Origin of the sequence: Rossellomorea aquimaris (assembly GCF_008180865.1) — a bacterium.
GTDB classification, from domain to species: domain Bacteria; phylum Bacillota; class Bacilli; order Bacillales; family Bacillaceae_B; genus Rossellomorea; species Rossellomorea yichunensis.
In genome coordinates this window covers 430,811-445,572 of record NZ_VTEX01000002.1, presented here as the reverse complement: position 1 = coordinate 445,572, position 14,762 = coordinate 430,811, and the positions used below count along the sequence as shown (strand labels likewise).

Genomic DNA, 14,762 nt, shown 5'->3' with positions numbered 1-14,762 from the left:
CAGGGTTGGGAAATCAATGCATCATCATTTCATCAGCGATTTCCTCGCCGCTTAAGTCAGAAGGGTAATAGGTTGGCCAGTTAACGACTTCCTCCAGTAACTCTTCCCGGTCATCTCCCCAATACAAGTGATAGTGATGTGAATCGGTTGGGGCAATGCTGTGATCACTAAACTGGATGTAGTTTGGCATCTTTCCTTCCTCCTCGTCAGCAAGCTTGAAGATGTAGCGAACTCCACGGTTTCCCTTCTCATAGGTTAGAATTTCGTACCCGTCATAGGTATAGTGTCCAGACGATTTTTTTCCATCTTCACAGAAGGTGAACGTATCCCCATCAATCATGATGCGCTCGACGCCTGTTTTGTATCCGATTGTATAGTACTCTTTATACTCTTCGGCAGTCTTATCTCCGTCTTCTGCTTTGTGAGCAAATACTTCATCGAGGGTACCATCCAGTAAATAAGGGTAAACGGACTGCCAGTCACCTTCCCAGTCAGATAACTCACGATCTTTCACTTGATCATCTTCAAAGTAACCATCATAAATCTTCTGTGCTTCTTCATCTAATTCATGGCTGTGTTCATGGTCGTGCTCTTCCGGTTCTATAGTCGGTGCTTGTTCCAATGCTGTATGCAACTGTGTCAGGTTACGTCTCATCAGTGAAAAATAGTCTTCATCATTTTCAATATCTTCATCTGTCAGTACAGACAGGTTATGAAGTCTGAGTGTTTCAGCACCTATTTCATCCCTTACGACTCCAGCTATTTTCGTCGTGATGTTCTGTTCAAAAAAGACATGCTTTAATCCATATTCTTTAGCTGTCTCAACAATTGTCTGGAGTTCTTTCTGAGACGGTTCCTGTGTCGGGCTCAATCCGGAAACAGCAATCTGATGTACACCATACGCTTCTTCCCAATAGCCATAGGCGGCATGAGAGACGATAAAGTGATTGCCTGATGTTGCTTTCAGTTCAGTGGCAAACTCCTGATCAAGAGCTTCAAGGTCCGCCTTGAGTGTTTCAAAGTTTTCATTAAACAGTGCCTCTTCCTCAGGCTTCAATTCTATTAATGTATTCTTAATGTTCTCTGCTAAGTCAATGGCGCGGATTGGATCCAGCCAAACGTGAGGATCGTGATCACCGTGGTCATGATCCTCTTCATGATCGTGGTCATGAGATCCTTCATTAAGCTCAATCCCTTCAGCTGCTTCAACAACTGTCACATCTTCAGCCTCTACGGCCTTAGCGATTTTTTCAGCATACGCCTCAAGCCCTGCGCCATTCATAATAAATGCATCTGCTTCAGCAATGGCCAATACATCTTTAGAAGTGGGCTCATAGGTATGTGAGTCCGATCCTGGAGGTAACAGTGATTCAACTTCAGCTTCTTCACCAGCAATCCGTTCTGCAAAAAACTGCAGGGGATATACCGTAGTGAATATCTTCACCGGATCAGTTGAAGACGCTTCCTGTTCCTCACTATTACTCTTATTTCCTTCTCCACATGCAGCAAGGGAGAGAACCATTAATAAACTAAATAAAGCCATCCATTTTTTCCTCATATATATCCTCCTTATGATTTCTTAAAATAATATATCGTAACAATTACGATTTGTAAATAGTAATTGTTACGATTTATGGATGACAGTAGATAGTAATGATCGCTTTGGTGCCCAGGGGACAGGTACATTGGCCCCGCAGTGAACTAATGAAAGAGGAGGAAATAGGATGTTGATTATGGAATGTGTGAAGGGGATGAGTTGGAATTTTTGATTGAGAGTTTGCAAGTGTATGAGGTGGTGGGGGTGTTGGGTTGGGGGCGGTATTGAATTGGATTTTTACATAAGATACGTCTAAATCTTTTTCCTTTTGGTAATCCTAGCTAGTGATGACCCCCATCATAATGTAGCTCTGATTTGTTTTCAAATTAATCTACGGTGTTATGATGATGGGGTTATTTTTGTTTAAGAACGACGGCTCTCATGCTTTCAAAGCAAGAAAGCCGTCACAGTACTTGTTTCCATTATTGTGTCGGGGATCAGACCCCGGTATTAGTGGTGTTAGCTACCTATTCGTTATTAAAATGTTTATTTAAAACAAGAGTGAACCGGAGTTTAATTCAATTCCGTTCACTCTTGTTTTTGGTTTAATTGAGGAATTTTGATAAGAGATATACTTTTATCTGAATATTAAAAGTTATCTAAAAATAATATTGAACTGGGATACAGTATGTCATATAATGAAAGTGCAAAGGAGAGATAACATGAAAAAAATATCAAATACTCTTATAAGAGAAAACGCTTTCGCTGAATTAAGAAGAATGATTCTCTCTCAAGAAATTAAGCCGGGTGAAAAGTTGAATGAAAAGGAGGTAGCAGAACAATTAGGTGTTAGTAGAACCCCTGTCAGAGAAGCATTTCATAAATTAGAACTGGAAGGTTTAGTGGAAATCTTCCCACGACGTTATTGCTTGGTTAAGGGTGTGACTCACGGTTGTATTCGTGAAATTCACGTGATTAGGTCCCAGTTAGAGCCTATGGCAGCTTACCACGCAGTTGACCATTTGTCGGATGAGGATATTGATCAGTTAAGTAGTTTAATAGAAAAAACAAAAGAACTTATGGTTGAAGGCAATGCTCAAAAAATCATGGAACTGAATGATCAGTTTCACCGGACCATCAATGAAGCATCGAACCTTTCTAGAATCGTATCAATATTGAATAACATGCAAGATTACATTGTATCTTTTAGATATTCTTTCATTTCAAGACCGGAACTGGCACAAAGGTCAATAGATGAACACGAAGAAATATTGTTTGCATTGAGAAAGAGAGATAAGGAATTGGTGAAAAAGTTAGTAACGCAACATTTAGAGGGCATCTCGGAATATGAAGATGTGATCTTGGAAGATCTAAAACCGGTCCCTAACTAATCAAGTGTAATCCACGAAAAAGGAGTGTGTTTCTATGATAAGAAAAAAATTGGAGTTAAGATGGATGGTTTCTATTCTGTTCACAATGGCTATTTTGTTGTCGGCATGCAGCAATGAAGCTGGAAAGGCGGGAGAAGATAAGCCAATCACTTTAAGCTTTGCTTATGAATTACCAGAGGACCACCCTTGGGGACATGGCGCTACGAAATTCAAAGAGATAGTAGAGGAAAAAACGAATGGGGAAGTGAAAGTAGAGGTTCATGGAAATGGGTCTCTTGCAGCATCCGGTAGAGAGATACAAGAAGGTGTGAAAATAGGAACAATCGATTTAGGTATTTCATCTACACCACTATCTCAAATGAATCCATATCTGGATCTGTTCTCATTGCCCTACATTTTCAGTAGTCGAGAACAAGCATGGGAAGTATTAGATGGACCTGTTGGAGATGAGGTAGGAGAAAAGTTAAGCGAGCACAATTTAACCTTTTTAGCTTATTGGGAAGATGGCTTTAGACAGATCACCAATAATGTCCGACCAATATCAGAAATTGATGATTTCAAAGGATTGAAGATTAGGGTACCTGAAAGCGATGTCAGACTTGAAACATTTAAAGCGTTGGGGTCGAGTCCTTTACCGATGGCATGGTCTGAAGTATTTACAGCTTTACAACAAGGATCCATCGATGGTCAAGAAAATCCTTTATCCGTTGTGAACAGCTCCTCTTTCTATGACGTTCAGAAATATTTAACGATTTCTAATCACGTTTATTCCCCGGCGACACTATTTATCAATTCTTCTAAATGGGATTCACTAACAAAAGATCAACAAGACATCATACTCGAAGCTGCTGGTGAAGGTAGAGATTTGAATCGTAAAATGAACCAAGAACAAGACGAGGAAATGGTAAAAGGGTTAGAAGAGAAAGGGATGGAAGTAACAGTGATTGAAGACGTCAAACCATTCCAGGAAGCTACCAAACCAGTATGGGATCAAGTATCAAAAGAGATTGGCGGAAATTCAAAAGAACTTATAGATGATATTACTAAGACACAGTAAAGGGTTGGTGTTACATGAAGAAAGTACGCCACTATATACATCTTTCTGTTAAAAGCATAAACATTCTGGTCATGTTTTTCATGTTTTTAATCTTGCTAATACAGGTCTTAACGAGAAAGTTTTTTAATTATCCTTTATCCTGGCCGGAAGAATTATCATTGATCACAATGATTTGGATTACTTTTTTTGGAGCGTATCAATGCACAATTGAGGGAAATCACTTGAAAATGGATTTCCTGGAAAGTAAAATCCCTGAAAAAATCAAGCCCTATCTCTTGATCATTTCTAAAGGATTTGTCATCTGGTTTCTATTCATTACTTGTTACTGGGGATGGACCTTTATTCAAAAGGCTGGAAATATAAAAATGCCGGTATCCGGTCTTCCTATGGGGCTACCTTATTGTATTATTTGGATTAGTTTTCTTCTCATGTTATGTGATTTTGTGATTCAAATAATCTTCCATATTAAAGAAATTTCAAGCCCAACAACAGGTAAAGAGGAGGGTGAAGAATGCTCCCACTCTTAATGTTACTGTTAATTCTCCTTTTTCTTGCTATAGGTGTTCCAATTGCATTCACACTTGGTCTAACAGCTGTAATCTTCATTATGTATTACTCGGACATCACGTTAGAATTGATTATTCAACAACTTTATTTAGGTACAAATAGCTTCCCGCTTTTGGCCATTCCCTTATTTATGTTGGCCGGGGCATTAATGAATCACGGTGGAATATCGGTGAGGTTAATTAATTTTGCTCTCGCCATTATTGGAATGGTAAGAGGCGGTTTAGGAATGGTCAATGTTGTGGCGTCGGTCTTCTTCGGAGCAATAACGGGAACTGCAGCTGGAGCGAGTGCTGCAGTAGGACAGATCATGATCCCAGCCATGAAAGAAAAGGGGTATTCACCAAGTTTCGCCGCAGCGGTAACCTCTGCAGGATCATCACTTGGCATTATTATTCCTCCTAGTGTACCAATGATTCTGTACGGCTCTATCTCTGGATTATCCGTTGCGAGCTTGTTTTTAACAGGCGTTCCTATTGGCATTGCGATTGCCATAGGTTACATGATTGTCGTCTATATTATTTCTACCAAGAAGAAGTATGATTTTAAAGAAAATCCGTTTTCCTGGAATCTAGTGTTTAAAACCTTTATAAGTGCCCTACCTGCATTACTCGTCCCTGTGGCTATAATGGGTGGCATCTTAACGGGATTCGCAACTCCCACTGAGTCGGCTGCTATCGCTGTACTATGTGGAATTATTGCAGGATTAATTTATAAACAATTAACATGGTCAAGCTTTATTAAAGCTTTAAATGAAAGTGTCGTCAATACGGCACTGGTGATGCTGATTGTAGCGACAGCCAAGATACTCGGATTTTCATTTTCATCTCTTGGAATCGGGCGAATGATGCTGGAACCGATTATGGGATTCACAGATAACACGATCATGTTGATGTTAATTGCCAGTCTGATTTTATTCATTGGTGGATTCATATTTGATGGAACGGTCATGGTCCTTGTCATTGTGCCCCTGTTCTTACCTTTGGTTCAGGCAACATCCATTGATCCTATGCAATTTGCGATGGTGGTCATCATCGTTTGGGCAATCGGACAGCAAACACCTCCTGTTGCCAGCGGGCTTTACATAACAACCGCAATAGCAAAGGTCAGTATGCTTCAAGTAAGCAGGTACAATGTCTGGTTTATACTCGTTCTATTTATAGCTTTAATCGGAATGATTTTCTTCCCCGATGTAATGTTATATATTCCAAGATTAATGATTTAATCATTTCTAATAAAAAGGAGAATGCTAAATGAATTTTACAAATGTCGTTCAAGTGATTGATACCCACACATACGGAGAACCTACAAGGGTCATTAATGGGGGGTTATTAAAGCTAAAAGGGAATACAGTGGCAGAACAACGGGATTATATGGTTGAGCACTACCAATGGTTCAGGAACTCACTGATTCAAGAGCCAAGGGGTCACCGTGATATGTTCGGGGCAGTATTACTGCCTCCATTACAAGAAGGAGTGGACTTTGGCGTTATTTACATGGATAACGCGAACTTCTTGAATATGTGTGGTCATGCAACAATCGGAGTGGCAACGGCAATTGTGGAAACGGGACTCGTAGAAGTGAAAGGTGATGAGACAGAACTTGTTCTTGAAACCCCTGCCGGTCTGGTTTATCCGCGTGTGAAGGTTGAGAACAATCGAGTCACTTCCGTAACTTTTAAAAATGTTCCAGGCTTCCTTGAAAAGCAGGATGTTGTCATAAACGCAGGAGAACTTGGTGAGATCAAAGTAGATATCAGTTTCGGTGGCAACTATTTTGCCTGGGTAGATATTGACCAATTAGGAGAGACAATTCATGTGTCCAATGGATCGAAATTAAAAGCAATGGCTAAAATCATTAAGGAAGAAGTAAATAAAGTGGTAAAGGTCCAACATCCAACGAAACCATATATCAATCATATCGATATCGTAACGTTCTTTGGAAAACCTACCATTCCAGAAGCAACCTATAAAAATGTTCACGTCTTTAGTGAAAATCAAGCTGACCGTTCACCAGGTGGCACTGGGACAACAGCAATGGTATCAAGAATGATTGGGAGAGGAGAACTGGAAGTCGGGCAGGAAATCGTCTGTGAAGGGTTTGTAGGCGGAAAGTTCTACGGGAAAGCGATTGAAAAAGTAGCTCTCGGAGAAAAAGAAGCATATTTAACGGAAGTGAAGGGATCAGCCTTCATAACAGGGTTCAATAATATCTTAATTGATTCTAATGATCCGTTTAAGCATGGCTTTATGGTGGATTGAGTTAAGTAAAGGTTTGTGGATGATCCGGTGTCCGTTTGCTCTTTAACCCATCGGGGGTTGGTCTTCCATTTAAGCGTATTAGGGTGTATTGATACTTCAATAGAAAGCCGGTAATCATATCGATTACCGGCTTTCAGTCTGAGCTTTGGATTTAGGTTCATCCTTGAGAGTCGTTCCTGTGCTTTATTCGCATCATTGATAGTTAATAATCGCAGGACTAGGTTCCATTTTCAACACATCTTCCGGCTCCAAGACTGGCACATCCTTATCATAAAAGATCTTGAATGCCCCATACTGATTCGGTTCATTACGTATGTATTTTCCGTACAAAGCCTGCTTGTCCGCGGATGCTCCCCAGCCGTCAAAGTTTATGGCGACTTCGACGTTGTCTGTCGGTTGGATTGCCTCTTTATTCGTCAATACGGCACCGGTAAATTGGTGGACGAGGACGAATTTATCCGGAAGGTCATTCTTTTCTGTGAGCTCTGAGACATACTCGACAGCCTTCTGGATTTCCTTACCATCCACTTGTCCGAGATCTTCTCCGGGTTTCTCCCCCTCAGCTACGTGGAATTCCGTATCGATCGCCAGGTGAACATGCGGATGCTTAAGCCACTTCTCGACCATTTTCACCTGCTCCATGACCGTGTCTGTCCCGAGCTGAATATCGAGCAGTACCAGTGCATCATGCTTCTCCGCAAGCTCCACATACCTTTTAATATTCTCCTCTGACGTCATGCGCACATAATCTCCATCAGGGCCAGGCTCACTCTGGGCCATTGTCGTAATCAACTCGATCGTCGGAACCGCAGGACGGTCGGGGTCAGCGTCAGAATAGGCTTGCGTCTGTTCCTTCAGTTTCTTCATGTACTCCTCAGGCTCCATCTCTCCCAGAATCCCCATATTTTCAGAATCGGGCGTTCCGTAATAGGCAACTAACCGATGATCCTTCAATGGTCCGTCAGATGGGTCTTTCACTCCGTCGGCAAGTGTCTCACCGACAGGAACCGTACGCTCGGGGTTTCCGACCAGCGCCGCCTGCATTTCAGGGATGTTCTGCTGTTCCTTTTCTGATAGGGTTTTATCCAGGGAAACAGCATCTTCAGACGGTTCCAGCGGCTTGAAGGGCTGTGCGTCTTTCTCTGGTTTTTCGTTTTCCGTTTTTTCCTTTTTGGATTCGTTCTGATTGGAAGACGGTGCTTTCTCCTTACTCTCCTCTGTGGTCGAAGGATCAGCACAACCTCCTAAAATAAGTAACCCAGCTGCAAATAGCAGAGATAACTTTTTCATTGCCTCACACACCTTTTTATATAGAAGAATATGGAGGACTTTAACACATTTTCCTGTACATGAAACCTATGTAAAGAAATTGATAGAAATTTTTAATCTAAACGTTAATGGGACACCGGAGACAGGGGCCTTTTTTAAAAAAAAGTATCTTGAGTAAGACGCTTCACTTTGAAATAATTGGTATTAAGTTAGTCATATGAAAATTGAGGAGATAGAATTCAAACAAAACTAATAAGCTATTAATAAACCGAGTTGATCTGGAAATCTATTTCTTGGTATTTTCTTACATCCTTTAATGGAAAGGGTTGCTGGTTTTGTGGCTGCAACAAAGGGGGGAGTCAAATTAAAAAGCGTTGGATTTTATTTATTATTAGTTTCCCGATATTTCTTGTCTCATATGTTTATTCTTTTTTTTATCTCAAGTAAAATCGCTTACTTACCGCAATCAGAATGTAAGCCTGAATTCATTTTCACACCACAAGATGTTCAATATTGCAGTGATATCTACGCAATTGATGTCTTATTAATAGCCTTACAGACAAACCCGATTTCATATTTATGTTTGTTATCAGGAATTTATATCGTAAGTTTTTTTGTCTATATCATTTTTATAAATATAAAGAAAAGGATATAAGGGAGTGGCCTTGTTCGAAGCACACTCCCTCACCTTAACTCATTACATACTCCATACAACGTTCCGCAAACTCCAATACATCATCCGAAATCGGGTATAAGCCGGTATCCTCTGCAGGCTGTTTTCGTACCTTCCAGAATTTATCCATCAACTCTTTATCTCCTTGGAACATATCATTTGATAGTTCCAGTAACCTGGTCCCGATTTGAAAGCCTTCTTCTGATTCAGGCTTCACATTGTGTTTGATGCACGATTCCATTCTCCGGATTAATGAAATGTATTGCTGGGTTGTTTCGTCGTTGTTACTGAGGTTTGGAACGGACTTTTGTAAAAGGACCTGTTCATCTTCTTGGAAATAATCCATCCACTTCTTTGAGCTGTGTTGTGAACGGCTGACCAGTTCCGAGACGCGTTCCCAGGGTAAAGATTCTTCCAGATCCATCATATGAATTAATGAAGTCGTATGGGAGATGCTTGTTTGAAGTGTCGAGAGTTGTTCTTGCAGGTAATTGTAGTGTGAGACTAGAACTTGTTTGAAAGATAGTTTATCTAATATATGGCGAATATCCTCCAAGGGGAGTGAAAGAGATTTTAGGATAATGATTTTCTCTAATGTAAATAAGTCATCTTCTGAATAATAACGTTTTCCGCTTGCATCCTTGAAACTTGGTGTAAGGAGATCAATCTTATCGTAATAGCGAAGTGTGCGAATCGATATATTCCGCTCTTTGGCTACCTCCCCGGTCGTCCGTCTTTTCATTCCATTCCCTCCTGAAAAAAATACTTGCAGGTGACGTAACGTCATCTCCTATAGTTGGATTATACCATATATAGGAAGAGGGAAGATGAATGGAAAAGAGTCAATTGAACTGGAAAGAACAGGATCCATGGGGTTGGAAGGAATTCATATTATTGATGTTACTTGAATTTGTAGTTGTGATCGGATGTATTAAATTCGTGGTTAAGCCCCTATATTCTGGGTGGCTCGACAATGAACTGTATGCCGGAACGTTAATGGGGTTAACCATAGCCATTATTCTCCTTTCAGGTGTTTATCTGATTGCACTCCGTCCAAAAAAGATTTCCTGGAGTGAAGTAGGGGTCAAACCATTCGCTGTGAAGGATTGGAAAATCATAATCACCTATTCTGTCATTTTATTGGTTGGTGCCGTAATCATCGTCGTTTTGACCAGTTTCATAGGCAATTCGTGGGAGAACAGCAAAACAGAGGCCATGCAGCAAAATGCAACGTTCTTTACGGTACTGATCGCCTTTATCTCTGCGGCGATCATCTCACCGTTATACGAAGAGATTTTTTTTCGCGGTTTCTTATATCGCTGGTTGCGTACTCGAATCGGGTTGAATGGAGCTCTATTACTTAGTTCGCTTATCTTTACCATCATCCACATCCCGACATATAACGTTATGCCGTTAAATTTCTTTAGCGGAATCCTTTTTGCTTTAGCGTATGAACGTACCAATTCGATCTGGCCATCAGTTTTGATTCACGGTTTGACGAATGGGATAATGGTTTTGCTGACAAGTTTGGGGTAGGGGATTGAAGAGCAAGGTCTACTATATAAAAATGGGAGAGGGTCCCTATGTTTAACAAATTTAATTTTGAAATGATTTATCGTGAACGGAGTGTTTCCACACCACTAGTCGTCATGATGTGTGGAGTGGCCGGTTCCGGGAAAACGACATTCTCACAGCAACTTGAGAATAATGGCTTTGTGCGTCTTTCCATTGATGAAGAAATATGGGCGACTCATGGTCGTTACGGGATTGATTTCCCTATGGAAAAGATGGAGGAATACAAGAAAGAGGCAGAAAGTAAATTGCGCAATGACTTATTGAAGCTCATTCACGATAAACAACAGGTGGTCATTGACTTCAGTTTTTGGGACCGTGCAAGAAGGGAGCGATATAAACAACTCATCGAAAAGTCCGGTGGTAAATGGAAATTGATTTATTTAGACGTTTCTCCTGATGATTTGCGTGAACGCCTTAAAATAAGGAACAAGCGCTTTGATGCCAATGCGTTCCCGATTACGGAAGAATTGTTAGATTCCTATCTTAAGGGTTTTGAAATTCCTGATGGTGAGGAGGAAATGGTTGTTGAGAATTAAATATAAGGAGAATATACAACATGTATAAATTAATTAAAAAAGCTCTAATTCCTTATTCAATCGGAAACAGATCATTGGAGATTCAAAAGGAATTACATGCAAATAGTTGGAACAGAGACCTTCATTACAAAATTGTGGCTGATGGAGTCCCTTATTCTGCAAGGTTCATTGCGGATAATCGGTCTCCAAACAGTGTATTTGGTGATATTACAAATGATATTCTATATGAACAAACAACGTTTTGCCGTTTCCTTGTGAATAATGGAATTCCATTCATGCGTTTAGTACCTATATCCCATGATGTTCCATTTACAACGATTGAATGGGGTTCTGAAATTTATCGATTCATCTTATTTGAATGGATTGAAGGTCAACATATAACGCATTGTGATAAATTCATCGCAGAGGAATTTGGAAAAATGGCAAGAGAAATTCATGATATTTCAAGTTTATATAATTCTTCTGTATTTCCAAAGAAGTCGCATCTGGATGGCTATTCCCAATTTGCTAAGGAATTGCGAAATAAAGGTAACACAGCTACTATTTCCAAGGATAATCTAAACCTGATTCAGAGGTATGTTGAAGAAGCTGAACACCATATAGAAAATTCGATGACAAATGAATATGATTTCATCGTACAATCAGATTTAAACCCTCTCAATGTGATTTGGGATGAAAATAAAAGAGTAATAGGAATTGTTGATTTTGAATCAATAGGTTACAGTGATCGAATCGAAGGCTTAGCTTGGCTGATTAAATGGTATTCCAGGACTGATGGAATACATTCAGCAGAATTTTCCCCTAGCGCTGCAAACGCCTTTTTAAAAGGATACAGAGGAGAGCATTTCCTTGATCGTCATGATCTGGGCAGGCTGTCTTCTCTTCTATGGTTATCAGGTTGCCTAAATTGGAACTTCGTAAGAAAAACAATTGAAATAATAGATGCAGACAATAGGGAAAAACTAAAAGAGCATATTGTGGCTTACGAAGAACGGGGGAGAAGATTACTATCTGTGGTTTCAACATCTTCCATGAGCAGGTAAAGTTAGTGGTGACAGGCAGTTGCTCTCTTTCTTTTTGAAAAATAAGGAAAAATTCATAGGTTCCATAGGGGTGAATCATAAGTGAAATCCATTACGGTACATCATTATGATGCATTCAGCCAAAAGCTTAATAAAGGCAATCCAGCAGACATTGTACTGAGCAGGGATAATGGTTCGTGGGGACAGGTCCCATGGTCCGCTTTGTAAAGATGCTTATCCAGCACAGGGTATGCTCTTTTTTGAGAATATGTCATGAATATGATTTTTCATTATTAAAATATGGAAAAAGCTTTATATATTCCTGCAATAATATACTATAAAAAAGCTTAAAGACAGATGTATGATTACATGAGAACAATTGGAAAGGGGTTTCTCTATGAATTTTACATCTTTTTTAATTTACTGCATTATTATTACAGTTACTCCCGGCCCCACAAATATTGTTATATTATCCACCGCTCATAATTTAGGGACGAAAAAGGCCATGCAATTTACGTATGGGGCAACGATTGCGTTCGGACTGCTGCTGGTTATTTCAGCTATATTGAATACTGTCCTTCTGACGATTCTCCCTAAGATCCTCATTGTGATGAAGATACTTGGAAGTGGTTATATGTTCTATTTGGCTTATCAAATATACAGGATGGATACATCGAAACCTACTGTAAATCAATCGGGTACTTTTATGTCCGGCTTCCTTATGCAATTTCTAAATCCTAAGGTAGTACTGTTTACCATGACGGTCATTCCAAGTTTCATTTTGCCATTCTATGTCTCGAAACCTGCGGTAACAGCAGGGGTTATCGTGATAACGGTTATTGGATTTATGGCCTTTACGACTTGGGTGCTTTTCGGTACCATTTTCAAAAAATTCTTACTGAGGTACAATAAGGCTGCTAATGTAATCATGGCGTTATTTTTAGCCTATTCTGCCTTCATGCTATGGATATAGGCGAGTGAAGAGGTGAAAGAATTGGAGAAATTCATTTATAAAAAAAGAGCAGACATTACCGCATTGTCAGCAAGTATTAATGAATTTTCATATAAAAAACACGCACATGAAGAGTATGCCATAGGTGTAACCATTCGCGGCATCCAGCGTTACAACTTGGATGGCAGCTTGCATCTGTCCTATCAGAGCGGGATCATGCTTTTTAACCCTGAACAGGCACATGACGGAATGGCCCATGATGAGTCCGGCCTTGATTACGTTATGTTATATATTAAGCCGCAATTGCTTTTAGAAGCCCTTGAGAAGAAGGATATGATACGTTTTCCTTCACCGATTGTATATGACGATAGACTGAAACAAAGCATTTTAAATCTTGCTCATGGGATATTAGCCGATAAAGACGATGCGTTTTGTAGTGAACTATTTTTATCTCTAACGGATAGTCTCATTCAAACCGATCTTTCTACAGAAATGAAGAAAGATAGCACATTAATAAAAAAAGCGAAAGATATCCTTCATGCCCATTTGGCAACTGGGCTTAAACTGGATGACATATCTAAAGAGCTCGGCTTATCGAAATATCAGTTCATCAGACTATTCAAGGCTCATACAGGAATTTCCCCGTATCAGTACTATCTGAACGTCAAAATAGAACATGCAAAGCACCTGATAGAGAAAAGTGGAGATATCTATTCAGCAGTAGCTGAATGTGGTTTTGTCGATTTAACGCATTTAAACAAACATTTTAAAAATGTATATGGTACAACGGCATTTGAATATAGTTCCTATCTGAATTGAGGGTGAATCCGTTTTAAATCTTACTTTAATAAATGATGATGCTATGACTTAGTTTAGATGACGGGGTTTTCTTTGTGAAAAAAACGCAAAAAATCTGTTCCTGTGGTTCAAAGGCGAAAGGAGAGGAAGTGCTGATAACTTCCTCTCCTTTCGCCTCATCATCTATTCCGTCATATACTCATTCACCAACTCATAACATCGATCCTTCGTCGACTCATATAAAGAGATGTACCACGCCACATTCTCAAACGTCCCGCCTTCATACTTCAGTCTTTCTTTCTCGGCTTTCGCTTCTTTCTGTTCGATCCATTTTACCTGTTCCGCTTTTAACTCCTTCATGTCCTCTGGAGACAGCTCTTTTTTCAGAAGTGAATAAATCTCATTTAATGCATCGTCATACTTTTCATAGGACACTCCATAATAGTTTTTCATAGCGTTCGTGACACCTTTATCTGAATCCTTCTTATCTGGCATGACATCAAGTTCCTTTTGGATGTTGTCCAGCTTGTTCAGATATTCTGTTTTTCCCGCTACTTTTGTTTCGGGAGTAGGATCTTCCTCCTGACTGCTTTCTTCCTGAGAGTTGCTATCGTCCATTGCTGATTCATCCGATTGATTCTCCTTGTTGTTATCGGATTCTACAGTGCTTTCTGTAGATGATCCATCTGTACTTGCTGGAATCGTATCAGATTCAGTCTGATTAGAAGCATCCTCTTCAGGTGAATCGCTACAAGCAGACATGAAGACGAATGACATAGTTAATAAGGCAGTCACGATAAACATTTTCGATTTTTTCATTTTTACAGCTCCAATTCTTTGTTGGTTTTATGTTGGTTTATTTTAACATATAAGGGAATTATCTTCTAACCTGTTTGTGTTTGATCGTTCGTGGTCCTCAGGGACGGTTCTTACGTTTGCTGGTAGTCGATTAAGGGCAGTAACTTCCCGCTTGAATGGTCTCGAAGTTCCTAAAGGTGGAGGAAATGGGTGTTGGAATTAGGCTTACTTTCAACATTTTTTACAGGAAGTCGTCATATTCTCCGAATGTTCTCCATAGAAAATTCAAATACTTAGGTAATGGTAGATCAATCCTTAAAGGGTGGTTC

15 protein-coding genes are annotated in these 14,762 nt (G+C 39.8%); 11 read left to right on the top strand and 4 right to left on the bottom strand.

Annotation, left to right across the window (positions count from 1 at the left end; genetic code table 11):
• Positions 1-13: 13 nt before the first annotated feature.
• Positions 14-1,558: a metal ABC transporter solute-binding protein, Zn/Mn family gene (locus tag FZC88_RS09775; RefSeq protein ID WP_148994643.1), complete on the bottom strand. Its 1,545-nt coding sequence runs from the start codon at positions 1,556-1,558 to the stop codon at positions 14-16.
• A gap of 701 nt (positions 1,559-2,259) precedes the next feature.
• Here FZC88_RS09775 and FZC88_RS09770 point away from each other — a divergent pair.
• Genes FZC88_RS09770 through FZC88_RS09750 form a run of 5 tightly spaced genes read left to right on the top strand, consistent with a single transcriptional unit; the run spans position 2,260 to position 6,810 of the window.
• Positions 2,260-2,928, top strand: coding sequence for a GntR family transcriptional regulator (locus tag FZC88_RS09770; RefSeq protein ID WP_187443566.1), 669 nt, complete (start codon positions 2,260-2,262; stop codon positions 2,926-2,928).
• A gap of 34 nt (positions 2,929-2,962) precedes the next feature.
• A complete protein-coding gene (locus FZC88_RS09765) occupies positions 2,963-3,985 on the top strand; it encodes a TRAP transporter substrate-binding protein (RefSeq protein WP_148994641.1) in 1,023 nt (340 codons plus the stop codon).
• A 14-nt stretch (positions 3,986-3,999) separates the two neighbouring features.
• Positions 4,000-4,512: a TRAP transporter small permease gene (locus tag FZC88_RS24725; RefSeq protein ID WP_148994640.1), complete on the top strand. Its 513-nt coding sequence runs from the start codon at positions 4,000-4,002 to the stop codon at positions 4,510-4,512.
• On the top strand, positions 4,497-5,774 hold the full coding sequence (locus FZC88_RS09755; protein ID WP_148967751.1) for a TRAP transporter large permease: 1,278 nt from the start codon (positions 4,497-4,499) through the stop codon (positions 5,772-5,774). Before FZC88_RS24725 ends, FZC88_RS09755 begins: the two co-directional genes overlap by 16 nt.
• 28 nt (positions 5,775-5,802) lie before the next feature.
• Positions 5,803-6,810 (top strand): proline racemase family protein, encoded by a 1,008-nt coding sequence (locus FZC88_RS09750; protein WP_148967752.1) that lies wholly within the window; start codon positions 5,803-5,805, stop codon positions 6,808-6,810.
• A gap of 192 nt (positions 6,811-7,002) precedes the next feature.
• On the opposite strand, the gene FZC88_RS09745 is transcribed toward FZC88_RS09750, so the two are convergent.
• Positions 7,003-8,100 carry a hypothetical protein gene (locus tag FZC88_RS09745; RefSeq protein WP_148994639.1) on the bottom strand — a complete coding sequence of 366 codons (1,098 nt, stop codon included), beginning with the start codon at positions 8,098-8,100 and terminating at the stop codon, positions 7,003-7,005.
• A gap of 668 nt (positions 8,101-8,768) precedes the next feature.
• Positions 8,769-9,494, bottom strand: a complete 726-nt coding sequence (locus tag FZC88_RS09740; protein WP_148994638.1) for a MerR family transcriptional regulator — start codon at positions 9,492-9,494, stop codon at positions 8,769-8,771.
• A gap of 89 nt (positions 9,495-9,583) precedes the next feature.
• Here FZC88_RS09740 and FZC88_RS09735 point away from each other — a divergent pair, with 89 nt between their 5' ends.
• The 6 genes from FZC88_RS09735 to FZC88_RS09710 all read left to right on the top strand — a co-directional run bounded on the left by FZC88_RS09735 (position 9,584) and on the right by FZC88_RS09710 (position 13,656).
• The gene (locus tag FZC88_RS09735; protein ID WP_148994637.1) at positions 9,584-10,288 is read left to right on the top strand and encodes a CPBP family intramembrane glutamic endopeptidase; all 705 of its coding nucleotides are present in this window, start codon (positions 9,584-9,586) and stop codon (positions 10,286-10,288) included.
• Between the two features lie 47 nt (positions 10,289-10,335).
• Positions 10,336-10,863, top strand: coding sequence for a P-loop nucleotide/nucleoside kinase family protein (locus tag FZC88_RS09730; RefSeq protein ID WP_148994636.1), 528 nt, complete (start codon positions 10,336-10,338; stop codon positions 10,861-10,863).
• A gap of 20 nt (positions 10,864-10,883) precedes the next feature.
• The gene (locus tag FZC88_RS09725; protein ID WP_148994635.1) at positions 10,884-11,906 is read left to right on the top strand and encodes a phosphotransferase enzyme family protein; all 1,023 of its coding nucleotides are present in this window, start codon (positions 10,884-10,886) and stop codon (positions 11,904-11,906) included.
• Positions 11,907-11,987: 81 nt separating this feature from the next.
• A complete protein-coding gene (locus tag FZC88_RS24430) occupies positions 11,988-12,113 on the top strand; it encodes a hypothetical protein (RefSeq protein ID WP_262371816.1) in 126 nt (41 codons plus the stop codon).
• Positions 12,114-12,282: 169 nt separating this feature from the next.
• Positions 12,283-12,858: a LysE family translocator gene (locus FZC88_RS09715; protein WP_148994634.1), complete on the top strand. Its 576-nt coding sequence runs from the start codon at positions 12,283-12,285 to the stop codon at positions 12,856-12,858.
• 21 nt (positions 12,859-12,879) lie between these two features.
• Positions 12,880-13,656, top strand: coding sequence for an AraC family transcriptional regulator (locus tag FZC88_RS09710; RefSeq protein ID WP_148994633.1), 777 nt, complete (start codon positions 12,880-12,882; stop codon positions 13,654-13,656).
• A 162-nt stretch (positions 13,657-13,818) separates the two neighbouring features.
• On the opposite strand, the gene FZC88_RS09705 is transcribed toward FZC88_RS09710, so the two are convergent.
• Entirely contained in the window at positions 13,819-14,454 is a 636-nt protein-coding gene (locus tag FZC88_RS09705) for a lysozyme inhibitor LprI family protein (protein WP_148994632.1), read from the bottom strand.
• Between the last annotated feature and the right edge of the window lie 308 nt (positions 14,455-14,762).